The organism is Janthinobacterium lividum, assembly GCF_011601275.1.
Classification (GTDB): Bacteria; Pseudomonadota; Gammaproteobacteria; order Burkholderiales; family Burkholderiaceae_D; genus Janthinobacterium; species Janthinobacterium lividum_E.
In genome coordinates this window covers 46,141-70,968 of record NZ_JAAOLY010000014.1, presented here as the reverse complement: position 1 = coordinate 70,968, position 24,828 = coordinate 46,141, and the positions used below count along the sequence as shown (strand labels likewise).

Genomic DNA, 24,828 nt, shown 5'->3' with positions numbered 1-24,828 from the left:
TTGGCGGCAGGCGTCGCCACGTGCCTACCATTGCGCCAGTTCATCTGCGTCTTTTTATCGGCGCATACGCCGTATTTATTGGCTGCTGCGTCAATGCATAATTTTTTATTAATTATTGTATCTGCGCGCAATTTGAATTTTACATTCAATAAAATCAATCAAGTTGAATCAAAGTAAATTCTAAAACATAAATTAATTGGCTTTTATTAAATTATTTGACCAGTATCACTGTCGCCTGGGCGATATATCATGGGTGCTTGATGTGGTATATTGTTTTTATGTTTTTGTTATGCTAGTTGAAAAAAATAGAGGAGCGACGATGCGGGTCAATACGCCTATCACGCAAAATGAATACGTATTAAATGAAGGCATGACGATTGTTTCCACCACGGATTTACAGGGAAATATCAATTACGCCAATCAGTATTTCATTGAAGTCAGCGGTTTTTCAGAAATGGAACTGCTGGGTGCGCCACAGAATATCCTGCGTCATCCCGATATGCCGGCCGAAGCGTTTGCCGACCTGTGGGACACCATCAAGACAGGCATGCCATGGACCGGCATGGTCAAGAACCGCTGCAAGAATGGCGATTTCTACTGGGTCTTCGCCAATATCACGCCCGTCATCGAAAATGGCCGCCCGATCGGCTATATGTCCGTGCGCACCAAGCCCACGCGCGAGCAGATCAACGAAGCGGCAGCCCTGTATAAAAGTTTTAAAGACGGCAATAGCGCCAAGCTGGCGATCCGCAATGGCCGCGTCGTGCGCCAGGGCTGGGCCGCCAAGCTGGCCGAGTGGCGCAAGCTGACCCTGTCGCAAGACCTGGCCCTGCATTGCATCGTCTTTGGCGTGGTGCTGGCCATCCTCGGCTGCGCCGTGTGGAATATCGACGGCAACACGAGCACGGCCACGCGCAGCTGGCTCAGCGGCGCTGCCGCCGCGGCCGTGGCGCTGATGCTGTATTTCTGGGCCCACCTGCACAACTCCCTCGTCGCGCCGCTGGGCGAGGCCATCACGGTGGCGCGCAAGATGGCGGGGGGCGACTTGACGGGCGTCATCGACAAGGTACGCGACGATGACATGGGCCAATTGATGGCGGCCTTGCGCCAGACCAACATCAACCTGCACAGCATCATCGGCGACGTGCGCGCCAACTTCGAGGATATCCGCATCACCACGGCGGAAATCGCCACGGGGAACATGGACTTATCCAGCCGCACGGAATCGCAGGCCTCCAGCCTCGAACAGACGGCAGCCAGCATGGAAGAGCTGACGTCGACGGTGCAAAACAGCGCCGACCACGTGGCGACGGCCAATGACCTGGCGGCGCAGGCGTCCACCGTCGCGGCCAAGGGCGGCACCATCGTCAGCGAAGTGGTCACCACGATGGACGAGATCAGCACCTCGTCGCGCAAGATTCTCGACATCATCGGTCTCATCGATGGCATCGCCTTCCAGACGAATATCCTCGCCTTGAACGCGGCCGTGGAAGCGGCGCGCGCGGGCGAACACGGTCGTGGTTTTGCCGTCGTGGCGGGCGAAGTGCGCAGCCTGGCGCAGCGCTCGGCGACGGCCGCGAAAGAAGTGAAAAACCTGATCGACCATTCGATCGCCACCGTGAATGCGGGCAGCGTGCTGACCAGCAATGCGGGCGCCACCATGACGGAAGTGATCGCCTCGGTGGCCCGCGTGACGGAAGTGATGGACGAGATTTCCTCGACCACGCGCGAGCAGAACCAGGGCATCGGGCAAGTCAACCAGGCCGTCATCCACATGGATGGCATCACGCAGCAGAATGCGGCGCTGGTGGAGCAGGCGGCGGCGGCCGCCACCAGCCTGGCGCAGCGTACCGACAGCGTGGCCCAGTCGATCGGCATCTTCAAATTGAAGGCCTCGCCCAAGCGCAAGACTGCCGGCGTGGGACGCAGCGTGGGCGCGGGCGTCGCGTCGCGGGCCTTGCTGAAGGCACGCTAAGACAATCTCCCGCCAGCGCACCGCTGGCGGGATTTACTTCGGTACCCGGTACACCTCCCCGCTGCGCACTTTCTTCACCACCCCATCCCCGCCAAACAAAATCACATATTCTCCCTGCGCGCCCGAGGCGGCCGGGTAAGTGTACATCCACACTTCATTGCCGCTGTCGAAGCGGATGGACGTGCTCTCTCCCAGCGCGGCGCGCACCTGTTCGCGCGTGCTGCTGCCTGGTTGCACCGTCTGCTCCAGGGTTGCGTAAGGCACGTTCTTGCTTGCCTGCAAGGCGCGCGTGCCGGAGCAGGCGGCCAGCAGCACCAGCGCGAAGACACTGAGCCACTTCATGGCGCCACCTCGTCCATATAGTTAAATTCCAGCAGGGTATCGTCGGGCCAGCTGCTATCCCACAGGGGCGCGTAATACGTGCGGTCGAGCAGTACCTGGCAGTCGCAATAGGGCAGCGAGGCGGGGGTCTGCTCGCCGCCCGCGTACAGCATCTTGAACGGTAGCGAAACCCTGCGCTCGCCATGCACGAGGGTCACGCCGAACAGGGGGCGGTCTGTGAAGAACAGATAATTGCCGTCCGGCTCGGAACAGACTTTGTCGGTGCTGTAGAGCATGCTGGACAGCCAGGCGATGATTTGCGGGTCGTTCGAGATCAGGCCGGAATCCATGCCGGCGCGGCATTCCAGGCGCAAGTCGCCCAGGCGCCGCGTGCCGGGCGGCAAGCCGGGCGTGATGACTTGCGCGCGCCAGCTCATGGTGGTGGCCTTGCGGTTGGCGATCAGCACGGCGTCTTCGCGCGTCGCTTGCGCATTGCGCACGGGGGCAAAGCTGTTGTCCTCTGCCAATGGTAACGGGATGCTGACGGTGTCGCCGGCGATGCGCAGCCGCACGCCCGTCATGTCCACGCCGGGCTGACGCGGCAGCAGACGAAAGCGCAGCACCGCCTGCGGCGCCAGCGCATGGTCGCGTTCGAAGCGGTCCACGCCCTGCAGCATCTTGCGGTAGGATTTATCGACGGGGTCGCGCGTGGCGCCCACTTTGACTTGCGGCACGGGCGCGGTTTGCGCCAGGGCAACCGGGCCAGGGAGCAGGCAGACAAGCAGCAGGAAGAGAGGGATGCGCATGGCTGGATGCTACGCTTTTTTGCGCATCAGCCACGCACGGGTGGCTGTCTCAGTATTCGCTCAGTACTCGCTATATTTGCGCGCGTCGCCGCGCACCTGCTGCGCCGGATATTTCTGCGCATTGAGTTCCATCTTTTCCAGCACGGCCGCGTGCAGGTCGACACCGCTCTTGTCGGCCAGGCGCACCAGGTACATCAGTACGTCGGCCAGTTCATGGCGGATGCCCGTGCGTTTGGCCTCGTCCAGCTCGGCATCGGCGCCCGTGGGCAGCCACTGGTAGTGTTCCGCCAGTTCCGCCACTTCCACGGACAGGGCCATGGCCAGGTTTTTCGGCGTGTGGAACTGGTCCCAGTCGCGCTCGGCGGCAAAGGCGCGCAGGCGAGTACGGATGTCGAGCAGGCTGTCGGCTGGCGCGCTCATGCCGCCTCCTGCAGCGGTTTTTCCATGAAGACACTGAACGGATCGTCGGGGTAGTCGCCGTACGGTCCGCGCCGCTGGTAGCCGTGGCGCGCGTACAGGGCGATGGCTTCTGGCTGGTGGATGCCCGTCTCTAACGTCAGCAAGCGGCAGCCGCGCGCCAGCGCCTGTTCTTCCAGCAGGGCCAGCAGGCGCTTGGCCAGGCCCAGGCCACGGCTGTCCGGGTGCACGTACATGCGCTTGACTTCGCCGAAATCGGGCGTGACGACGATGGCGCCGCAGGCCCGCGCCGCGCCTGCCGCATCGCGGGCGACGGCGAACAGCAGGGTATCGGACGGCACGGACGCCAGGTCCAGCGAGTAGACGCACTCGGCCGGATACAGGGTCTGTTGATAGGCATCAAGCTCGGCGATCAGGGTTTGCACGTCCGCTTGCTGCGGCGATTCCAGGTGAATTTGCATGGGGGAAGCACGTTGACTGAGATTACCCCCATGGTATCACCGCGGCCGCGCCAGGCGCATCGTCAGGCCGATGGGCGACATCACGAAACCCATCAGTTCCTGCGCCTCGCCGCCATCGGGCGTGTCGACGCCGGCGATGTCGAAGCTGCCCAGCAGCATGGCCATGGCGATCTTGATTTCCAACAAGGCCAGGTAGCGGCCCGGGCACGTGCGCAAGCCAGCGCCAAAGGGCATCGAAGCGCGCTTGTTGTTCGCTTCGCCGCCTTCCAGCCAGCGCTCGGGCCGGAAGGCCTGCGCATCGGGAAAGTGTGCATCGGACACCGTGTCGTTGCGCATCACGCACCACACGAGGGTGCCGGCCGGCACGGCGATGTCGCCGATGACCGTGTCGCGCAGCGCCTCGACGGGCAGGAAGGGCGCCACCGGTTTCAAACGCATGGCTTCGCTGGCGCAGGCGCCCAGGTAGTCGAGGCTATCCATCTGTTCGATCGTGAAACCGGCCACGTCGGGCGCCAGGCGCCGCACTTCCTCGCGCGCCCGGGCCAGGGTGTGCGGATGGCGCTGCAACAGATAGATCATCCAGGAGACCGTATTGGCCGTCGTATCCTCTCCCGCCAGCAGCATGGTAAGCACGTTGCCGGCCACGTTGCGGTCCGTCACGCCGCTGCCCTCCAGGTCGGCGGCGGCGATCATCGCTTCGAGCAGGTTGGGCGGATGCTCGCGGCGCGCCGGGTCGTGCGCCATGCGCGTGCGCGCCTGCTGCACCAGGTCGGCCACGGCGGCCGACAGGGCCGCCACGTCGCGGTCCAGCCGGCGGTCGACGGGCAGCTTGACATAGCGCCAGTACGGGAACATGGACAGGCTGCGCCGCGCCACGGCGGGCAGGATGTCGTCCATGTGGCGCTGGATCACGTCTTCGCCCGATTCGAGCGTGTTGACTTCCGTGCCGAAGGCCAGGCCGGCGATGATGTCGACCGTGTAGCGTTTCAGGTCGCCGTCGAGGTCGATCGCCTGGCCTTGCGTGGCGGCCAGATGCCAGCGCCGTTGCAGGCGCTGCGCCACCGTCACCAGCGCCGGAAAATACGCCTTGATGGCGCCGGGCGCCATGCCGGCCATGACCATGCGGCGCTGGTTGCGCCACTCCGTGCCCTCGGCCAGGAACAGGCCGGGCACGCCGCCCATTTCGTCGGAAACGATGGAGCTGCTCAAGGGCCGGCGAAAACCGTCGGGCCGGTCGCGCAGTACGGCGCCGACGGCCTCGCTGTCGGCCACCACCAGCACCAGGGTACGGCCGAACCAGGCGCGCATGTAGGGGCCGTAGCGCCGCACCCACTGTTCCACGTCGCGGTGGATGCGCGTGAGCTTGATTTGCAGGCTGTTGCCGACGATGGGCAGGGCGAATGGCCCCGGCAAGCGGCGGATCTGGCGCAGCGGTGCGGTGGTGGCGGGCGCGGCGGCGTGGTCGAGTGGCGGCATGAACATCTCCTGTCGATGCGGTGAAAGTACGCGGATTGCTTGCAATAATGGCCACACTCTACGCGATTGCGGCCCGCTTGTATTGAATGAATACGACATCGTGCGCGGCCAGAAATTGCCGGTACAATCGTCGCCATGCCTGCCGCCCCTACGCCCCTGAGCCGCCTGATCGCGCCGCGCACCGCGCTGGCGTCCTGCGTGCGCGCTTTCCTCGTGCGCGACACCACGGGCTGCGCACCGTTGACGCCGGCCCAGCGCCTGAACCGCTTTCCCGCCGCACCCATGTGCAGCATCATCTGGACCGTCGCCGGCGACGTGGAAGCGGCCGCGCCGGGACTGTCGCTGCCGGACGTGCGCATGCCGCCCGCGCTGTTCGGCGGCCCCCGCTCGTATCCGCTGGTCAGCTACAACCCCGGCCCAGTGCATTCGTTTATCGTGATGTTTTATCCGGCCGCCCTGCATGCGTTGACGGGCGTATCGATGGATGCCTTGCTGGACCAGTTCCGTCCGCTCGACGCGCTGTTCGACGTCGACTGGCTGGTGCTGTCGGACGCCGTGCTGGCCGCGCCCGATGACGCGGCGCGCATCGCGCTGGTGGAAGATTTTCTCGCGTCGCGCTGGCAACTGGCGCGCAAGAACGGCGACCATCCTGCCGGCGCCATCCAGGACTGGGTACGCCGCCTGGGCGTGCAAGCGGCATCGACGGGCCTGGCCAGCGGCGCGCGCAATATCGAGCGCCGCATCAAGGCCTGGGCCGGCCAGCCTATGCGCACCTTGCGCCGCATGCGCCGCGCGGAACAGTCGTTTCTCGACGCGCGAGAATCCATGCTGCAAGGCAACGCTGCATGGAGCGATATCGCCGCCGAGGGCGGCTACGCCGACCAGGCCCACCTGTGCCGCGAAGTGCGCGCCATCACGGGCCTGAGTCCCACGGAACTCGCGCGCGCCAGCCGAGAGGATGAAAGTTATTGGATCTACAGGATATGGGCGTAATCCGGCAACATGGTTGGCGCGGCCGGTGGTGGTGCCGGATTACGCGAGGCGTTGCCCCGCTAATCCGGCCTGCCGTTCGCTGTACACCTTGCCCTTGGACAGGGTCACTTCATGGTGCCCCGCGCCGGGCGCCATCATGGGAAAGCAGTTTTCCTCGCCATGCACGCGCACGTCGAGGAAGTAGGGGCCGCTTGATGCCAGGCAGGTCGCCAGCGCCCCGTCGAGCTCGTCGCGCCGGCTGACCGTTTGCGCCTGCCAGCCGAACGCGCGCGCCAGGGCGACGAAGTCGGGCAGCGCTTCCGTGTAGCTGTGGCTGTAGCGTCCGCCATGGATGAGTTCCTGCCACTGGCGCACCATGCCCATGTAGCCATTGTTCGACAGCACCACTTTCACGGGCAGGCGGTGCTGCACGGCCGTGGCCAGTTCCTGGATATTCATCAAAATCGACGCGTCGCCGCTGACGCACACGACGCATTTCCCCGGATGGGCGATCTGCGCGCCGATGGCGGCCGGCAAGCCGTATCCCATGGTGCCGGCGCCGCCCGAGGTGAGCCAGCGGCGCGGCTGCTCGAAGCGCAAGTGCTGCGCGGCCCACATCTGGTGCTGGCCCACGTCGGTGGACACGATGGCGTCCTGTCCGTCCAGGGCCGCCCGCAGGCGCCGCATCAGCGCCTGCGGCGCGATCACGTCAAGCGTGTCGTCGAACGCCAGGCAGTCCTGCGCGCGCCAGCCGTCGATACGCTGCCACCACGGCTGGCGGTCCGCCAGCAAGCGGCCGCGCAGCTGCGCCAGCAGGGCCGCCAGCACGGGCGCGCAATCGCCGCGCAGGGCCACGTCGGCGCGCACCACCTTGCCGATCGACGCCGGATCGATATCGACGTGGATGATTTTCGCGCCGGGGCAGAAGGCGTCCAGGCGCCCCGTGACCCGGTCGTCGAAGCGGGCGCCGACGCAGACGATCAGGTCCGCATGATGCATGGCCAGGTTCGCTTCCAGGGTGCCGTGCATGCCCAGCATGCCGAGGAAGGCCGGGTGCGAGGCGGGAAAGGCGCCCAGTCCCAGCAGGGTCAGGGTGCACGGCGCGGCCGCCAGTTTCACCAGTTGCTGGAACGCGGCGCAGGCATCGAGGCCGGAATTGATGAGGCCTCCGCCGCCATAGAACACGGGCTGGCGCGCGTTGGCGATCAGGCTGGCGGCCCGTTCCAGCTCAGTGCTTTCGGGCAGGAGAGCGTCGGCCAAGGCGACGGACGGCAGCGGCGTGTGGTTCGCGACGGGCGCCAGCTGCATATCCTTGGGAAAGTCGATCAGCACGGGACCGGGGCGGCCCTGCGTGGCTTGCGCGTACGCTTCCTGCACGACGGCGGCCGTTTCGTCGGCCGTGCGGATTTGCCGGTTCCACTTGGTAACGGGGTGCGAAATGCCCAGCGCGTCGCATTCCTGGAAGGCGTTCGTGCCGATGCTGGTGGTGGCCACCTGGCCGCTGATGCAGATGACGGGAATCGAATCGCACAGGGCGTCGAGCAAGCCCGTGGTGGTGTTGCTCATGCCGGGGCCGGACGTGACGAAGACGACGCCGGGCCGGCCCGTGCTGCGCGCATACCCTTCGGCCGCATGCACTGCCGCCTGTTCGTGGCGCACGAGCACGTGGCGCAAGCGGGGCTGCGCGTGCAGCGCATCGTACAGTGGCAGCACGGCGCCGCCGGGATAGCCGAAGACGGTGTCGACGCCCAGGGCCAGCAGGGTGTCGATCAGGGTGCTGGCGCCGTTGCGCGGCGCAAGATCGTGGGCGGGAGCGAGGAGGGGAGCGGGATCGGGTTTCATGGCCTTATTTTCTGCCTGGTGCGTCAGAAAAGGCTGCTGGTTTTCTCGTATAGAATGCATACTTCAGCAAAATTTGCTGCAAAATATGGAAAAAACAGAATGAAGCTCGACAAATTCGACCTCGCCATCCTGACGGCCCTGCAGCAGGATGCCCGCATCAGCCTGCACGAGCTGAGCGCCAAGGTGGGCCTGACGTCCTCGCCATGCTGGGCGCGCATCAAGCGCATGGAAGACGATGGCGTCATCGAAGGCTATACGGTCAACGTCAACGCGGCCAAGGTGGGGCTGGCCGACACCGTCATCGTGCAAGTCACCCTGGACGATCATTCCGACCAGGCCCTGTTCGAATTCGGCCATGCGCTGGCCATGATCCCGGAAGTGCTGGAAGCGTTTCTTGTATCGGGCGACTACGACTACTACCTGCGCATTGCCGTCAGCGACACGCGCGACTACGAACGCCTGCTGCGCGAGCGTTTATACAAAATCCCCGGCATCCGCCACAGCAAATCGAGTTTTGTCTTGCGCCAGCTCAAGCAGAGCTACCTGCCTTTGCAGCGTTAGTTCCCCGCACGGCGGGAGTTTTTCCCTAGTTCCTCGATGGTGGCTGTCCGATACTGGACAGACATAAAAACCATGATAAAACTGGGGACCCGCATGAAACTGACTTTATTGGCTGCCGCCGCCATGGCGCTGTGCCAGGCGCAGGCAGCTGAACCTGCTGATGCCAGTCTGGCCGCCTCGGGCGACTTGCCCACCGTCATCATCACGGGCAGCATGCCGCTGCCCACCGTGGAGCAGCCGCGCGACACGTTCGCCGCGCCCGTGCAGACGGCCAGCGCGCAGCAGATCGCCGCCAGCGGCGCGCCCGATATTTCCGCCTTCCTGCGCCGCAACCTGGGTAGCGTGTATGTGAACGAAGTGCAGAACAACCCGTTCCAGCCCGACGTCAGCTACCGCGGCTACACGGCCTCGCCCCTGCTGGGCACACCGCAGGGGCTGTCCGTGTACCTGGACGGCATGCGCCTGAACCAGCCGTTTGGCGACGTCGTCAGCTGGGACTTGATCCCGCGCATGGCGATCGCTTCGCTGACCCTCATGCCCGGCTCGAATCCCCTGTTCGGCCTGAACACCCTGGGCGGTGCGCTGGCCCTGCGGACCAAGGATGGCAAGACCAGCCCAGGCACCGCCATCGAGGCGCGCCTGGGTTCCGATCAACGTCGCGGCGTGGAAGTTGAACATGGCGGCAGCAATGCGCAGGGCTGGCACTGGTATGTGACGGGCAACCGCTTCAAGGAAGATGGCTGGCGCGACGATTCGCCGTCCGACGTGCGCCAGGTGTTTGGCAAGCTGGGCTGGAGCGATGCGCGCACCGATATCGCCGTCACCTTGGCCCACGCGGACAATGCGCTGACAGGCAACGGCTTGCAGGAACAGCGCCTGCTGGCGCGCGACTACCGCAGCGTCTACACCAAGCCTGACCTGATGCAAAACAGGTCGACCCTGCTGAACCTGACGGGCAAGCAGCAGGCCGGCGCCGCCTTGCTCTTGTCCGGCAATGTCTACTACCGCAAGATCGACACGCATACCTTCAATGGCGACCTGAACGACGAGTCGCTCGACCAGTCCGTCTATCAGCCCGGCGCGGCCGAGCGGGCTGCCCTGGCGGCGGCCGGCTACACGGGCTTTCCCGCCAGCGGGGCGAACGCCGGCAATACGCCTTTCCCGAAATGGCGCTGCATCGGCAACGTGCTGCTGAACGATGAGCCAGCCGAAAAATGCAATGGCATGATCAACCGCAGCCATACGCAGCAGGAAAATTACGGTTTTTCCGGCCAGTTCACCGCGCTGGCCGACGTGGCCAGCATGCGCCATGCCGTCACGGCCGGCGCCGCCTACGACACGAGTCACGCCACCTTCCGCCAGACGAGTCAGTTTGGCTACCTGAACCCGGACCGAGGCATCACGCCCGTCGCCTTCTTTGCCGATGGGACGGAAATCGACGATGACGGCACGCCCGTCGACAACCGGGTCGACTTGAGCGGGCGCATGCGCACGTGGAGCGTGTATGCGAGCGACAGCATCGCGTTCAATCAAGACCTGACATTGACCGTCTCGGGCCGCTACAACCGCAGCACGGTGCGCAACCGCGACGCCATCACGCCCGGCGGCGGCAGCGGCTCGCTCGATGGCGACCACCGTTTCAGCCGCTTCAATCCCGCCATCGGCCTGGCCTACGCGCCGGCCGGAGGTGCCAGCGCCTATCTTGGCTACAACGAAGGCAGCCGCACGCCGACGGCCATCGAGCTTGGCTGCGCCGACCCGGAAAACCCATGCCGCCTGCCCAACGCCATGGCCGGCGACCCGCCCTTGAAACAGGTGGTGACGAAGACGTGGGAAGCGGGCGTGCGGGGCCAATGGGCCGAGGTGGCGCGCTGGAGCGCGGGCGTGTTCCGCGCGGAAAACCACGACGATATCCTGTTCGTGGCCGATAACCAGGCCGGTTTTGGCTACTTCAAGAATTTCGGCAAGACGCGGCACCAGGGCGTGGAGCTGGCGCTGGACGGCAAGGCGGGCGCGCTGGATTTCGGCGTCAATTACACGTGGCTGCAGGCGACGTATCAAAGCCGGGAAACCGTCAACGGCAGCGCCAACAGCAGCAGCGATGCGGAAGCGCCCGGCCTGGAAGGCAATATCGTCATTACGCCGGGCAACCGCATTCCGCTCACGCCCAGCCATATCCTGAAGGCGCACGTGGAGGTTCAGGGCGGACGCGACTGGACGGTGGGCCTGGCCATGACGGCCGTGTCGAGTTCCTATGCGCGCGGCAATGAAAACAACGCGCATCAGGCGGGCGGGCCAGCGTACCTGGGCGCGGGCAGGAGCGGCGGCTACGCCGTGGTCGAACTGAACGGCAAATACCAGCTGACGCGGCAAATGAGCGTGTTCGCCCAGGTCAACAATCTGTTCGACCGACACTATGCGACGGCGGCCCAGCTGGGCGCGACGGGATTCGACGCCAATGGCAATTTTAGCGCCCGGCCGCTGCCGGCCGTGAACGGCGAGTATCCGATGGTCAACGCGACGTTTTACGCAGCCGGCGCGCCGCGCAGCGTGAATGTGGGCTTGCGTTACGTGTTTTAAGGGTGAACGTGCTCGATGACCCCGTTGCGCAGGGCCAAGTGGACGAGGGCGGCGGGGCCGGGCACGTCGAGCTTTTCCCGGATGCAGGTCTGGTGGTTGGCCACCGTCTTGCTGCTCAGGTGCAGCAGGCGGGCGCAGTCGGCGGCGCTGCGGCCTTCTGCCAACAGGCGGAAGATTTCGAATTCGCGCTGGCTCAGGCTGCTCAAGCGCTGCGCTTCCATGCTGGCCGTGCCCTGCAGCACGCCGGGGGTGCTGTGCGGGTCCAGGTAGCGCCGGCCCGCGTGGGCGGCGCGCACGGCGTCGACCAGGTGTTCCGGGTCGGCCTGCTTGCTGACGAAGCCGCAGGCGCCGCCGTCAAACGCGCGCGCGATCAGCTGCGGCGTGTCGTGCATGCTGAACACAAGCACGCGGGCGCCGGCATCGCGGGCGATCAGCTTGCGCAGCAATTCCAGGCCGCCGATGCCGGGCATGGACAAATCCGTCACGCAGACGTCGGGCGCGTGTTCCTGGTACAAGGCATACGCCGTTTCGCCATTGCCCGCCTCGGCCACGACGGCGATGTCGCCGCCCTGTTCCAGCAGGCGCCGGTAACCGGTGCGCACCACCGGGTGGTCGTCGACCAGCATCACGCGGATCGGGGTCATGGCCGCGTTCATGCCGCACCAGCCGCCAGCGGCATCGCCACTTCGATGCGCAAGCCGTTGCCCAGCGCGCTGATCCAGCGGATATGGCCGCGCAGGCCGGCCACGCGCTCGCGCATGCCCAGCATGCCGAAGCCATCCGCCGGCGTTTTGTCTGGATGCAAACCCTGGCCATTGTCTTCGATGGCCAGGTGCAGCAAGCCGTGCGCATCGGCGCGCAATTCCACCGTGGCCCGGTCGGCGCCCGCGTGGCGCGCCACGTTCGTCAAGCCTTCCTGCACCAGGCGGTAGATGGCGGTGGCGGTGGCGTCGTCGAGGTTGGCGGGGATGGCGTGCGGCGTGAAATGGCAGGCGATGCCGTGCTGCTGGGACCAGCTGTCGCACAGCGCCTGCAGGGCCGGCGCCAATCCCAGGCTGTCGAGCACGGGCGGGCGCAGCCGGCGCAGCATGGTGCGCACCATCGCATGCAGCGCTTCCGACGAGCGGGCGATGCTGGCGGCGCAGGCCTGCACGTTCGCCTGGTCGCCATCGCGCGCGCGCAGGATGTAGCTGGCGGCCGCGCGGATGGCCGTGCAGTCCTGTCCCACTTCATCGTGCAGCTCGCGCGCCAGCGCGCAGCGCTCCTCTTCCTGCGCGCGCAGCAGGCGCTGCGTGAGGGCGCGGTTTTGCGCCAGCAGCAGCGCCACCTGGCGGCCGCGCAGTACGGCAAAGCCGGCCAGCGCCAGCGCCAGCACCAGCAAGCTCAGGGCCAGTTCATCGAGTTGCCAGTGTTCGTGGCGCCACAGCGCGTAGGTCAGCCGTTCGGCCAGGTCCAGCCTGGAGGCCAGCAGGAAAAAAGCCAGCGCCAGCGCGCAGCACACGAGGAGACGCCGGGCCGGCCGCGTGCCTGAGCGGCCGTTGCCGGCAAATTGATGGTGTTCCATGATGCTGCTCCCTGAGCACGGTCGATTCCCTTGTTGTGCAAGCTTCATGCCATCGGCGCAGGGGCAGTGGCCGGGTGCGTTGCGGGGGAGACAAGTGTTCCAGGATGGAACAGGTGTACCGCGATGTAACGCTGGCTGACGGCGGGCAGGCACGGTTTTCGAGCTTATCTGAAGTCGGGCGGGCACGCTGGCGCGCACGTCTGCAGTGCGACGCATTGTTGTTCCGATGTAACGTTGAGATTGCTCAAGCTTTCATAGATAAAACAAAACAAAGTTTCGCAGAGTTAGATAAAAAATAAATAAATTATATTAAAAATATGATATTTGTTTTGTGCGGTTTGCTATATTTGTTGACACTTTTGTGAAAAAGCTGAAAGCGGGCGCCAGACCTGCCGACCTATCTATCCACAACAACCAAGGGAATAGAATGAATCGTCTATCACATGCGCGGGTATCGCCCGCCACCGCCACTGCGCCCGCTATCCGCGGCCGCGCCACCGTCCTGGCCGCGCTGGCCACCTTGTCCGTGCTGGCCTCGGCGCCGGCCATGGCCGATGTCCTGACCTTCGACTCGCTGCGTCCCGACGTGTATGCCAGCGGCCAGACGCTCAATACGTCGAGCTACAACCTACTGTTCCTGGCCGACCCGACCACGGCGGCAGGCGGCGGCGTCAGCGGCGTGGGCGCCATCCTCGATGGCCGCGTGGGCTCGTCGTGCGATATCGCCGCCTGCCCGCAGGGCGCGACCGGCAACTACCTGGCCATCCTCAACGATGGCGGCGTGAATTTCGCGCGTGCCGACCACCAGGCGTTCAGCCTGGCCGGTTTCGAATATTCCTTCATCGCGCCCGTCTCGGGCTTGCCGAACATGAATTGGGGCCAGCTGCAGCTGAGCGGCACCCTCAGCAACGGCCAGGTGGTCAGCACCTCGCTGGCGTTTCCCGGCCAGGGCAGCGATGGCAATTACCATTTCCAGGGCGCTTCCCTGCTGGGCGGCTTCAGCAACTATGCGTTGACGGGCCTGACCTTCAACGCCTGCATTTTCAATGACACTGGCGCTTGCACCAATTCCATCGATTTCCCCGCCTTTAACCAGGGCCAGTTTGCGCTCGACAATATCAACATCAGCGCCGTGCCGGAACCGTCGACCTACATGCTGCTGCTGGCCGGTCTGGGCGCCATCGGCATGCTGTCGCGCCGCCGCAGCGGCAAGTTCGCAGCATTCACCGTGCAAGGAGCATGAGATGAAATTACGTCCCGTTTCACTCGGTATCCTCCTGCTGGCCGCCAGTCTGGCGCAAGCGGCGCAGGCGCAGGAACGCCGCTCCTACATCGTGCAGCTGGTCGACAAGCCGGCCGCCACCTACACGGGCCAGGTCGACGGCCTGGCCGCCACCAAGCCGGCTCCGGGCGCGCGCATCAACGTGGGCGCCGCCGATGTGCAGGCCTATTTGAACTACCTCGACACCAAGCAGGCCGCCGTGGCCGGCACCGTCAGCGCGGCGGAAATCACGCACCAGTACAGCGTCGTCTTCAACGGCTTTTCCGCCTTGCTGACGGACGATGAAGTGCGGGCCCTGAAGAAAAACAGCGGCGTGGCCAGCGTCAGCGCCGACTCCATCCTGCAGCTCGACACCAGCTACACGCCCACCTTCCTGGGCCTGGACAAGCCGGGCGGCCTGTGGGAACAATTGGGCGGCAAGACACACGCGGGCGAAGACATCATCATCGGCATCGTCGACAGCGGCATCTGGCCCGAGAACACGGCCTTTGCCGACCGCCTCGACGAGAACGGCGTGCCCAGCCACAGCGGCAGCAACGTCGTGTACGGCGCGCCACCGGCCAGCTGGCAAGGCACTTGCCAGACCGGCGAGGGATTCTCCGCCGAGAATTGCAACAACAAGCTGATCGGCGCGCGCTACTACCGCGCCTCCACGTCGGCGCTGCACTGGACGGAATTCCTGTCGCCGCGCGATTCAGTCGCCGGCCTGACGGGGCACGGCGGCCATGGCACGCACACGGCGTCCACGGCCGGCGGCAACAATGGCGCCCTGGCCACCTCGAACGGGGTGTCGCTGGGCAAGGCGTCCGGCATGGCGCCGCGCGCCCGCATCGCCGCCTATAAAGTGTGCTGGACGGCCGCATCGACGGGCCGCAACGGTTGCGCCACGGCCGACAGCGTGGCCGCCATCGACCAGGCGGTCAAGGATGGCGTCAACGTCATCAACTTCTCCATCGGCCCGAACGCGGGCGGCGGCGCCTTCGACGAACCGACGGAAGTCGCCTTCCTCGGCGCGGCGGCGGCCGGCGTGTTTGTCGCCACGTCCGGCGGCAATTCCGGTCCATCCACGCCGGCGCCCGACGTGCCGGCGCCCGTCTCGCACATCAGCCCGTGGCTGGCGACGGTGGCCAATTCCACGCACAACCGTTTGTACGCGGGCAATGTCATCCTCAGCAACGGCACCAAGCTGGAAGGCGCGTCGAGCAATGCGAAGACGCCGGCGCTGCCGCTGATCCGCTCGCGCGATGCGGGCCTGGCCGGCGTGTCGCCGACGGACCTCAATTTGCTGCGCTGCTTCGGCGCGGCAGATGCCACCTCGGCTTATCTGGACCCGGCGAAAGTGGCGGGCAAGATACTCGTGTGCGACCGTGGCGGCAACGTGCTGGTCAACAAGAGCGCGAATGCCAAGACGGCGGGCGCGGCGGGCGTGGTCATCGCCAACGTGGTCGGCGGCGCCAATACCATCATCAACCAGGCGCACGTGCTGTCGACCGTGCACCTGGCGCAGGCGCAGGGCGACGCGCTGAAGGCTTTCATGGCGTCCAATCCGGACGGCACGGCGGCATTGGGCGAAATCCATACGATCGCCGACACGACGGTGCAGGCGCCGATCGTCAGCGACCGTTCCTCGCGCGGGCCGAACGTGGCCAATGCGAACATCCTGAAACCGGACATGTCGGCGCCCGGCACCAACATCCTCGCCGGCGTGACGGCCGACCTGACCCCGGCGCAGCGCGATGCCGTGGCGGCCGGCGGCGTGGCGCCAGTGGCGGAGTGGGATTTCTATTCCGGCACCTCGATGGCCAGCCCGCACGTGGCCGGCGTGGCGGCGTTGCTCAAGCAGCAGCATCCGAGCTGGTCGCCTGCGGCCATCAAGTCGGCGCTGATGACGACGGCCTTCAGCACGTATCCCGATGGCTTGAACGGTTCCGTGTCGTGGGATGCCACGGCGAAGAACTCGGGCCAGCTGCCATGGGGCCAGGGCGCCGGCCACATCGCGCCGAACAGCGCGGCCGATCCCGGCCTTGTGTACGACGTGTCGGAAATCGACTATGCGCGCTTCCTGTGCGGCCTGAACCTGAAGGTCTACAGCCCCGCCACCTGCCAGGCCGTCGGCACCATTCCTGCCTACAACCTGAACCTGGCGTCGCTGACGGCGGCCAACGTGCTGGGCACGCAAGTGCTGACGCGCACGGTGACCAACGTGGGCGCCAGCAGCGCCGTCTACAACGTCTCGGCCAGCCTGCCCGGCTACACGGTAGCGGTGACGCCTACGAGCCTGAGCCTGGCGCCGGGCGCCAAGGGCCAGTACCAGGTCAAGCTGACGCGCACCACGGCGCCGGCCAATACCTGGACCTACGGCGCCCTGAGCTGGACGGATGGCACGCACACGGTGCGCAGCCCGCTGACGGCGCGCGGCACCTCGCTGGCCGCCATTCCGCTGGTCAGCAGCGAAGCGGCCACGGGCAGCAAGGTGCTGACCCTGGGCACGGGCTTCACGGGCGCGCTGGTGGGCGTCAAGTCGGGTCTCGTCGAAGCCGTGCGCGAAACGCGCACGATCGGCCAGGCGGCGACGGGCGCTGCCGCATCGGCTGCCTGCAAGGCCGGTGGCGCGACGGGCGTGAACGTGCACAACGTGGTGGTCCCGGCCGGCACCCTGGCGGCGCGCTTTGCCACCTACGACTCGGAAACGACGGGCGGCGCGAATACCGACATGGACATGGAGGTCTACAACGCCGCCAATGTGCTGGTCGGCAGCAGCGGCAATGAAAGTTCCAATGAGCAGGTGGAACTTCGCCTGCCCGCCGCCGGCACCTACAAGGTGTGCGTGATCGGTTTTGCGCCGCAAAACGGCCAGGCCGACTACACCTTGTCGTCGTGGGTGCTGGCGCCGGGCTTGAACAACGGCAGCTTCAAGGCGCTGATGCCGGGCACGGCCTTCATGGGCGGCACCGCGTCTGTCTCGCTGAGCTGGTCCAACCTGGCCGAAGGCAAGCGCCACCTGGGCGCCGTCGGCTACCAGGTCGCTGGCGTGGTGCAGGGCGTGACGGTGGTCGAGGTCAATACCAATGATCCCGTGCCGCTGTTCCAGAACGCGCGCGGAGCCAAGCCGGTGCTGGCCGAGTAAACCGTTGCCGGTGTAAGCGCAGGGCGTGCCTCCGGGCACGCCTTTTTTTTAATGGATGACCCCCGTTCGGGAGGAATAGCACTTGCATGGCGGTAACGCCCCCGGTATCTTGTCGGATAGCCATGGCTTTGTGGCCTGGCATTCTTGGGGAGTCGCGCGTGACCAGTTTCCGCACCAATACCGACCGCCTGCTGGAAGTGCGCCTGCAGGATGAAAAAGTGCTGGCGATTGCCGGCGCGATGGTCGCCTATACGGGCGCCATCAAATTTGAAAAATCCCTGCTCGGTGGCGAGGGCCTCTTCGGCGCGCTCAAGCGCAAGGTGACGAACGAAGGCATGCAGGTGATGCAGGCTTCAGGCAGCGGCACGGTGTTTTTCGCGCAGAATGCGGCCGAGATCACCGTCATGGCGCTGGCCGGCGAAAAGCTGACCATCGAAAGCAGCAGCCTGCTGGCCTACGACACGAGCCTGAAGACGGGCACCAGCTTTGCGGGCCTGCGTGGCGCCAGCTCGGGCCAGGGCCTGTTTTCCACCACCGTCGAAGGCCATGGCAACCTGGCCGTCATTTCGCGGGGCAACCTGATCATGCTGGAAGTGACGCCGGCGCATCCGCTGCGCGTGGACCCGGACGCCTTCGTCGGCTTCAAGGGCGATATCCGCCAGGAATTCGTTTTCGACGTCAACTGGCGCACGATGATCGGCCAGAGCTCGGGCGAATCGTACCAGCACAAATTCACAGGCCAGGGCGTGGTGTTCATCCAGCCCGCCGAACGTTAAGTCAGCGAGGACCCGCGATGCCTGTCTATCAGCAGATCAATGAAAAGATGCTTGAGGTCAAACTCGGCAATGAAGAAGTGTTCGCGCGCAAGGGCGCCATGGTGTCGTACCAGGGCGACGTGGCGTTCAGCCGCTCCTTCCTGGCCGGCCAGGGCGTGCAAAGCCTGGCCATGCGCGCCGTCACGAACGAAGGCTACGCCATGATGTCGGCGCGTGGCAGCGGTAGCGTGTTTTACGCGCAGGGCGGCCTGTTCGTCACGATCGTGCCCGTGCGCGGCGAAACGTTTTACGTGGAAAGCGATTCCCTGCTGGCCTTCGATGCGCGCCTGACGGCCGGCACCATGTTCCTAGGCAACCAGGGCGGCGTGCAGGGCGTGGTGCGCGGCATGGCCTCCGGCCAGGGCTTGTTTACCACTACCTTGCAAGGCACGGGCGACGTGGCGATTTTGTCCGACGGTAACGCCATCGGCTTGCCCGTCACGCCGGACGTGCCCGTGTTTGTCGACCCGCAAGCGTATATCGGCCACACGGGGCAATTGAGCTCGACCATCGTCACGGACCTGAACTGGAAAACCTTCGTCGGCCAGGCGTCCGGCGAATCGTACCAGGTGAAGTTCACGGGCCAGGGCACGGTCTACATCCAAGCGAGCGAAAGGTAAGCCATGACGATTTACAATCCCGATACCTTGCCGAAGAACGATAACCTGAACCGTTTTTCGTATGTCATCGACGTCAAGGAACAGATCTTCATTCGTAAGGGCAAGATGATCGCCTTCTATGGCGAGCTGCGCTTCGAGGCCATGGGTAGCAGCGTGCTCGACCTGATCGTGCGCAACGCCTTCAATGCGCCGAAATACATCCACCACTTTGTTGTCGCGCAAGGGCAAGGCCAATTGATTTTGGGCGACAACGGCAACGACCTGGCGTGCTACGACCTGGACAACGCCAACATGACCATCCGCGCGAAAAACCTGCTGGGTTTCACCAAGGATGTGATCTGCCAGGAATCGACCTTGCCCGGCTACCTGACGATGATCGGCACCGGTAAAGTGATCGCCTCGTCGAACGGCCCCGTGCATTTCCTCGAGTTGCCATGCCGCGTGGACGAGCAGGCCGTGCTGGGCTGGGCCGATTGCCCCAGCCCTTCGTATCACTACGATTACGCCCACGTGCAGGGCTGGGCCTCGGCCGCCGGCGCGCTCACGGGCTTTACCTTGTCGGGCGAGGAAAAGCAGATCGACTTCACGGGCGCCGGCACGGTGCTGGTGCAGTCGTCCGAGCTGGACGTGACGGGCAGCTCGGCCCTGGCCAACCTGCTGGCGCAATTGCCGATGCTGGGCAAGGAAGACCTGGGGACCTTGAGCTTGTCCGTGCAGCAGCAGATGAAGCAGGAACGTTAAGCTACATTACGGTCGTCCAGGTGGGCGGCCGTTTCTCTAAAAAGGCAGTCACGCCTTCCTCCGCATCCTCTTCCATCATATTGCGCGCCATCACGTCGCCCGCATACGCATACGCGTCGTCCAGCGGCAGCTGGCGTTGCCGGTAGAACATCTGCTTGCCGTAGCGGATGGCCGTCGGGCTTTTCGCCATGATCTGCTGCGCCAGGCGCGCCACGGCGTCGTCGAGCGCCGCATCAGCCACCGTTTCATTGATCAGACCCCAGTCGGCGGCCGTGTCGGCGTCGATGAAGCGGCCCGTCACCAGCATGTCGAAGGCCCGCTTGGGCGACACGTTGCGCGACAGGGCGACCGATGGCGTGGCGCAGAACAGGCCCACGTTGATGCCGGACACGGCAAAGCGGGCGGACGCCCCCGCCACGGCCAGGTCGCAGCTGGCGACCAATTGGCAGCCGGCCGCCGTGGCGATGCCGTGCACGCGGGCAATCACGGGCACGGGCAAGGTTTGGATGGCTTGCATCACGCGCGAGCATTGCGCGAACAGGGTTTGATAATACGCAAGCTGGCGCGTGGCCTGCATCTGGCGCAAATCGTGGCCCGCGCAAAAAGCCTTGCCTTCGGCGGCCAGCACCACGCAGCGCACGTGCGGCTGCCCGGCGATGAGGTCGAGTTCAACCTGCAGCGCCGCCAGCATGGCTTCGGACAGGGCATTGAATTGCAGGGGGCGGTTCAGGCGCAGGGTGACGAGGCCACCCTCGTCCTCGCGCAGCACCAGCGGCGCTTGCGTGTCATGTGTTGCGGTCATGCGGTCTCCAGTGGCCTGATGGCCTTGTTGTTCTAGGAAATCTTATTTGGCGGCATTGACGCTGCCGATGCCGGCGATCGACTTGTGCACGATCTTCGGCTTGCCGTAATAGGTCAGTTCGCCCATGCCGCGCACCACGGCGTTCAGTTCGCCCGAGGAATACACCTTGACGGAACCGATGCCTTCGAAATTGACGTCGACGTTTTTCGCCAGCAATGCTTTCGTATCGACTTCGCCCACGCCTTGCGCCTTCAGGCGCAGCCAGTCGACCTGGCCATCGGCAGACAGGCGGCCCGCGCCCTTGTAGCTGATGTCGACCCGGGGACCATTGAGCTTGGTGAGGATTTTTTCGCCCGCGCCTTCCGCGATCAGCTTGCGCAAGGTGGGCATGGTGATGATGATGCGCGGGTCGCCCTCGGTCTTCTTGATATCCTTGTCCTTCATGGAAATTTTCAGCTCGCCATCGACCACTTCCGTGATCACGCCGCTGAGAAATTTCTGGTCGCCGCGCAGCAGCAGGCTTTGCTCCTTGCCCGATTCCACTTCGATGCTGATGGGGCCGCGGATGTCGATGGCGTTGAAGGCGCCGACCGTGCGGGTTTGCTCGTCGGCATGCGCGAGGGTGGAGAGGCAGGCGAGGGACAGGACTGACAACAGGAACAGAGGACGCATGGCGGTTTCCTTGAGTAGTTGATCAGTGTATTCTATGTTGCAACATCTCCAAGGGGGAGAAATTTGCGATGAACGGCACAAATCGCGGTGCGGATGACACGCCGCCGCCGGCCAGCCGCGCGCCCGGCAAGGCGCCGTTGGTCTATGCTATGGCGTACCGCGTCCTGGAGACCAGATGAAAAATTATCACAAAGAAGATTATCCCGTCGCCGATATCCGGCGCTTCCTCGAACCGGGGCCGGTGGTGCTCGTCAGTTCAACGTGGAAGGGTGAAAGCGATGTCATGACCATGGCCTGGCACATGCTGATGGAATTTACCCCATCCTTGCTGGGCTGCTTCATTTCCGATGCGAACCACAGCTATGAAATGATCAAGCGCAGCATGGAGTGCGTGATCAACCTGCCCACGGCCGACATGGTCGACCAAGTGGTGGCCATCGGCAATTGCAGCGGCGAAGACACGGACAAGTTCACGGCCTTCGGCCTCACGCCGCAGCCGGCCGAACAGGTGGGCGCGCCCCTGATCGCCGAATGCTACGCCAACTTCGAATGCAAGCTGGCCCAGGTGTCTGGCAACCCGAAGGGCGGCTTCTTTATCTTCGAGTGCGTGAAAGCCCACGTGGCCACCTCGCCCAAGCTGCCCGAAACCCTGCATTACCGTGGCAACGGCGAGTTCATGGTGTCGGGCCGCACGATCAGCCGCAAGAGCTTGATGAAACCTGAAATGTCGTAGGTCGGCGTAGGTCGGATTAGCGCGCAAGCGCGTAATCCGACACCACCGTTGGCCGAGGATTAAATCACTCCCTGCGCCAGCATCGCATCGGCCACTTTCACGAAACCGGCGATATTCGCGCCATCCACATAGCTGACGGAACCATCGGCGCGCGTGCCGTACTGTTTGCACGCGGCATGGATGCCTTGCATGATCTGCAGCAAACGCGCATCGACTTCTTCGCGCGGCCAGGAAATTCGGGCCGCGTTCTGGCTCATTTCCAGGCCGGAAGTCGCCACGCCGCCCGCATTGCTGGCCTTGCCCGGCGCGTACAGCACGCCGGCCACCTCGAAGGCCTTGGCGGCCTCGATGGTGGTGGGCATGTTGGCGCCTTCGGCCACGCATTGCACGCCATTGGCGATCAAGGTGCGCGCATCGTCGATGTGCAGTTCATTTTGCGTGGCGCAGGGCAGGGCGATGTCGACCGGCACATGCCATGGCGACACGCCAGCCTCGAAGCGCACGCCGGTGCGCGCGGCGTAATCGCTGACCCGGCCATACAAATGGTTCTTGACCTCCATCAGGATGGCCAGCTTTTCCGGCGTAAAGCCTGCCTCGTCGATGACGGTGCCGCTCGAATCGGAGACGGTGATGACTTTCGCGCCCATGGCCATGGCTTTCTCGACCGCGTACTGCGCCACGTTGCCCGAGCCGGACACGGACACGCGCATGCCTTCGAACGAGCGGCCCCGCGTTTTCAGCATTTCCTGCGCAAAATACACGGTGCCGTAGCCCGTCGCTTCCGGCCGCATCAGCGAGCCGCCGAAGCTGGCGCCCTTGCCCGTGAACACGCAGTCGGCGCGGTTGCTGAGCTTTTTCATCATGCCGGCCATATAACCGACTTCGCGCCCGCCCACGCCGATGTCCCCGGCCGGCACGTCCGTGTCCGACCCCACGTGGCGGAACAGTTCGCTCACGAACGCCTGGCAGAAACGCATCACTTCGCCCGGGCTCTTGCCCTTCGGATCGAAGTCGGAACCGCCCTTGCCGCCGCCCATCGGCAAGGTCGTCAGCGCATTCTTGAACGTTTGCTCGAAGGCGAGGAATTTCAGCACGGACAGGGTGACGGAAGGGTGGAAGCGGATGCCGCCCTTGTACGGTCCGATGGCCATGCTGTGCTGGATGCGGTAGCCGCGGTTGACTTGTACTTGCCCATGGTCATCGACCCACGACACGCGGAACATCACCACGCGCTCCGGCTCGATCAAGCGTTCCAGCAAGCCTTGTTCCGCGTATTTCGGGTGCTGTTCCAGGAACGGCCACAAGCTCTCCATGACTTCGGTGACGGCTTGCAGAAACTCGGGTTGACCTGGATTGCGTGCGGCGACATGCTGGACATACTCGTGAGCAGATGCGTATTTCATCAGAATTCCATGGAGGTAATCGGTTATTTGGGCAACTATCATCGCAGATTTCGCACAAAAATGGTGCGGAAATTTGGTTTTGAGGGGTTTCTGCTACATGTTGGGGATTTTTTAAGACGCTGCGGTTGATGCGAGTGGTAAACGACAACGCCAGCCCGAAGGCTGGCGTTGTCATCATTCTTGCGGGCCTGGCTGGACAAGCCAGGACAGGGATCACCCCGCCATGCCGCGCAAGATCAAGCCCGTGATATAGGCGCCGTAGGTGCCCAGCGCGTAGCCGAGCACGGCCAGCAGCACGCCGACGGGGGCCAGGGAGGGGTGGAAGGCGCTGGCGATGACGGGGGCCGAGGCGGCGCCGCCGATGTTCGCTTGCGATCCCACGGCCATGAAGAACAGGGGGGCGCGGATCAGCTTGGCGACGAGCAGCATCAGGCCGCCATGCACGGCGATCCAGATCAGGCCCAGCAGGAACAAAAACGGTTTGTCGAACAGGGCTTTCAAGTCCATGTGCATGCCGATGGTTGCCACCAGCACGTACAGCATGGCCGAGCCGATGGTCGAGGCGCCCGCGCCTTCCAGGCTGCGCGCCCGGGTAAAACTGAGCAGCAGGCCGAAGGTGGTGGCGAGCACGACGATCCAGAAGAAGTTCGACGTCAGGCTGTAATCCTGCAGGCGCCATGCGGCGGGCAGGGTGCTGATCCAGCCGATGATGGGGCCGGCGAGGAAGTGCGACAGGCCCGTCACGCCCAGGCCCACGCCGAGGATGATCATGATGTCGGTCAAATTGGCCACGCGCGCGTGCTGGGCGCGGTAGCTTTCGATGCTGTCCTTGAGCGCGTTGATGGCCGTCAAGTCGGCGCCGGTCCAGCGGTCGAAGGCGCCCGCGCGGCCGGCCAGGAACAGCAGCACGGCCGTCCAGACGTTGGCTACCAGCACGTCGACGGCGACGAACTGGCCGAACAAGGTGGCGTCCACTTCAAACACTTCCTTCATGGCCGCCTGGTTGGCGCCGCCGCCTATCCACGAGCCAGCGACAGTCGTCATGCCGCGCCACGTGTCGCCGGCCACCGTTTCCGGGTGGATCAAACGCAAGGCTTCGAACGAGACGAGGGCACCCAGCATCACGCCCAGGGTGCCCGTCAAGAACATGATGATGGCCTTGGGACCCAGGCGGATGATGCCGCCGAAATCGATGGCCACGCACAGCAGGACCAGCGCGCTGGGCAGCAGGTAGTCGCGCGCCACGGCGTACAGGCCGGACGCATTGCCGTCGATGATGCCGAAGGTATTGAGCAGTGCCGGGATCAAATAGCACATCAGCAGGGAAGGAATGTACGTATAGAACTTTTTCCAGAAGCCGTCGGGGCGCGAGGCGCTCCAGAAGACGGCTCCCAGGGTCATGGCGAGCAGGCCGAGGACGACGGCGTCATTGGTGATCAGGGCGGGTGTGGCAGGTGGCATCGGGGATTCCGGTGAACGTGTCAGTGGCGGCCGGGATCCGGATAGCGGCCCCGGGCGTGGCGTGGTCGTATCCTATAGCAATGTTGGTGGCCAAACAAATTATTTGGCCGCCATCGCCGAATGTTTGTTTGTAAAATCAAGCACATGGGCACGGCTTTGCGCGCTTGGCAGGCACGCTGGCGCTGCGTGTTGCATGA

Annotated in this window: 22 protein-coding genes; 10 read left to right on the top strand and 12 right to left on the bottom strand. The window is 64.6% G+C overall.

From position 1 onward, the window contains the following. The first annotated feature begins 319 nt into the window (after nt 1-319). Nucleotides 320-1,975 carry a methyl-accepting chemotaxis protein gene (locus GYK42_RS20580; protein ID WP_166448993.1) on the top strand — a complete coding sequence of 552 codons (1,656 nt, stop codon included), beginning with the start codon at nt 320-322 and terminating at the stop codon, nt 1,973-1,975. A 33-nt stretch (nt 1,976-2,008) separates the two neighbouring features. On the opposite strand, the gene bamE is transcribed toward GYK42_RS20580, so the two are convergent. The 5 genes from bamE to GYK42_RS20555 are packed head-to-tail and all read right to left on the bottom strand — an operon-like array spanning nt 2,009 to nt 5,456. After that, complete coding sequence (gene bamE, locus GYK42_RS20575; protein ID WP_166448992.1) at nt 2,009-2,317, bottom strand: outer membrane protein assembly factor BamE domain-containing protein; 309 nt, start codon at nt 2,315-2,317, stop codon at nt 2,009-2,011. Beyond that, nucleotides 2,314-3,102: a hypothetical protein gene (locus tag GYK42_RS20570; RefSeq protein WP_166448991.1), complete on the bottom strand. Its 789-nt coding sequence runs from the start codon at nt 3,100-3,102 to the stop codon at nt 2,314-2,316. Before GYK42_RS20570 ends, bamE begins: the two co-directional genes overlap by 4 nt. Before the next feature lie 60 nt (nt 3,103-3,162). Then, nucleotides 3,163-3,522: a nucleotide pyrophosphohydrolase gene (locus GYK42_RS20565; protein ID WP_166448990.1), complete on the bottom strand. Its 360-nt coding sequence runs from the start codon at nt 3,520-3,522 to the stop codon at nt 3,163-3,165. Then, a complete protein-coding gene (locus GYK42_RS20560; protein WP_166448989.1) occupies nt 3,519-3,980 on the bottom strand; it encodes a GNAT family N-acetyltransferase in 462 nt (153 codons plus the stop codon). The genes GYK42_RS20565 and GYK42_RS20560 overlap by 4 nt, the downstream gene beginning before the upstream one ends. A 36-nt stretch (nt 3,981-4,016) precedes the next feature. Continuing rightward, a complete protein-coding gene (locus GYK42_RS20555) occupies nt 4,017-5,456 on the bottom strand; it encodes a cytochrome P450 (protein ID WP_240943683.1) in 1,440 nt (479 codons plus the stop codon). 135 nt (nt 5,457-5,591) lie between these two features. On the opposite strand from GYK42_RS20555, the gene GYK42_RS20550 reads away from it, so the two are divergent. Beyond that, nucleotides 5,592-6,449, top strand: a complete 858-nt coding sequence (locus tag GYK42_RS20550; RefSeq protein ID WP_240943682.1) for an AraC family transcriptional regulator — start codon at nt 5,592-5,594, stop codon at nt 6,447-6,449. Nucleotides 6,450-6,488: 39 nt separating this feature from the next. Here the strand turns inward: GYK42_RS20550 and ilvB are convergent, their stop codons facing one another. Beyond that, the gene (gene ilvB, locus GYK42_RS20545; RefSeq protein WP_166448987.1) at nt 6,489-8,270 is read right to left on the bottom strand and encodes a biosynthetic-type acetolactate synthase large subunit; all 1,782 of its coding nucleotides are present in this window, start codon (nt 8,268-8,270) and stop codon (nt 6,489-6,491) included. A gap of 99 nt (nt 8,271-8,369) precedes the next feature. Here ilvB and GYK42_RS20540 point away from each other — a divergent pair, with 99 nt between their 5' ends. After that, on the top strand, nt 8,370-8,831 hold the full coding sequence (locus GYK42_RS20540) for an Lrp/AsnC family transcriptional regulator (RefSeq protein WP_034784295.1): 462 nt from the start codon (nt 8,370-8,372) through the stop codon (nt 8,829-8,831). 93 nt (nt 8,832-8,924) lie between these two features. Next, nucleotides 8,925-11,411, top strand: coding sequence for a TonB-dependent receptor (locus GYK42_RS20535; RefSeq protein ID WP_240943681.1), 2,487 nt, complete (start codon nt 8,925-8,927; stop codon nt 11,409-11,411). On the opposite strand, the gene GYK42_RS20530 is transcribed toward GYK42_RS20535, so the two are convergent. Together GYK42_RS20530 and GYK42_RS20525 are read right to left on the bottom strand one after the other, a co-directional pair. Next, on the bottom strand, nt 11,408-12,055 hold the full coding sequence (locus GYK42_RS20530) for a response regulator transcription factor (protein WP_166448985.1): 648 nt from the start codon (nt 12,053-12,055) through the stop codon (nt 11,408-11,410). The two genes, GYK42_RS20535 and GYK42_RS20530, sit on opposite strands and share 4 nt — an antisense overlap. Nucleotides 12,056-12,063: 8 nt before the next feature. Further along, entirely contained in the window at nt 12,064-12,975 is a 912-nt protein-coding gene (locus tag GYK42_RS20525) for a histidine kinase (protein WP_166448984.1), read from the bottom strand. 427 nt (nt 12,976-13,402) lie between these two features. Between GYK42_RS20525 and GYK42_RS29110 the strand changes: the two genes are divergently transcribed. The 5 genes from GYK42_RS29110 to GYK42_RS20500 all read left to right on the top strand — a co-directional run bounded on the left by GYK42_RS29110 (nt 13,403) and on the right by GYK42_RS20500 (nt 19,560). Continuing rightward, nucleotides 13,403-14,218 (top strand): NF038120 family PEP-CTERM protein, encoded by an 816-nt coding sequence (locus GYK42_RS29110; protein ID WP_205711484.1) that lies wholly within the window; start codon nt 13,403-13,405, stop codon nt 14,216-14,218. A gap of 1 nt (nt 14,219) precedes the next feature. Then, nucleotides 14,220-17,384 (top strand): S8 family serine peptidase, encoded by a 3,165-nt coding sequence (locus tag GYK42_RS20515; protein WP_166448983.1) that lies wholly within the window; start codon nt 14,220-14,222, stop codon nt 17,382-17,384. Between the two features lie 122 nt (nt 17,385-17,506). Then, nucleotides 17,507-18,160, top strand: a complete 654-nt coding sequence (locus GYK42_RS20510) for an AIM24 family protein (RefSeq protein WP_166448982.1) — start codon at nt 17,507-17,509, stop codon at nt 18,158-18,160. 17 nt (nt 18,161-18,177) lie between these two features. Continuing rightward, nucleotides 18,178-18,819 (top strand): AIM24 family protein, encoded by a 642-nt coding sequence (locus tag GYK42_RS20505; RefSeq protein ID WP_166448981.1) that lies wholly within the window; start codon nt 18,178-18,180, stop codon nt 18,817-18,819. Between the two features lie 3 nt (nt 18,820-18,822). After that, complete coding sequence (locus tag GYK42_RS20500; RefSeq protein WP_166448980.1) at nt 18,823-19,560, top strand: AIM24 family protein; 738 nt, start codon at nt 18,823-18,825, stop codon at nt 19,558-19,560. A gap of 1 nt (nt 19,561) precedes the next feature. On the opposite strand, the gene GYK42_RS20495 is transcribed toward GYK42_RS20500, so the two are convergent. Then, on the bottom strand, nt 19,562-20,362 hold the full coding sequence (locus GYK42_RS20495; protein WP_166448979.1) for an enoyl-CoA hydratase: 801 nt from the start codon (nt 20,360-20,362) through the stop codon (nt 19,562-19,564). Nucleotides 20,363-20,404: 42 nt separating this feature from the next. Then, nucleotides 20,405-21,034, bottom strand: coding sequence for a head GIN domain-containing protein (locus GYK42_RS20490; protein ID WP_166448978.1), 630 nt, complete (start codon nt 21,032-21,034; stop codon nt 20,405-20,407). Nucleotides 21,035-21,209: 175 nt separating this feature from the next. Here GYK42_RS20490 and GYK42_RS20485 point away from each other — a divergent pair, with 175 nt between their 5' ends. After that, entirely contained in the window at nt 21,210-21,767 is a 558-nt protein-coding gene (locus GYK42_RS20485) for a flavin reductase family protein (RefSeq protein ID WP_046682208.1), read from the top strand. Nucleotides 21,768-21,826: 59 nt separating this feature from the next. Here GYK42_RS20485 and gdhA read toward each other — a convergent pair whose 3' ends face one another. Together gdhA and GYK42_RS20475 are read right to left on the bottom strand one after the other, a co-directional pair. Beyond that, complete coding sequence (gene gdhA, locus GYK42_RS20480; protein WP_166448977.1) at nt 21,827-23,170, bottom strand: NADP-specific glutamate dehydrogenase; 1,344 nt, start codon at nt 23,168-23,170, stop codon at nt 21,827-21,829. Between the two features lie 213 nt (nt 23,171-23,383). After that, the gene (locus GYK42_RS20475; protein ID WP_166448976.1) at nt 23,384-24,631 is read right to left on the bottom strand and encodes a DUF819 domain-containing protein; all 1,248 of its coding nucleotides are present in this window, start codon (nt 24,629-24,631) and stop codon (nt 23,384-23,386) included. Nucleotides 24,632-24,828: the final 197 nt, after the last annotated feature.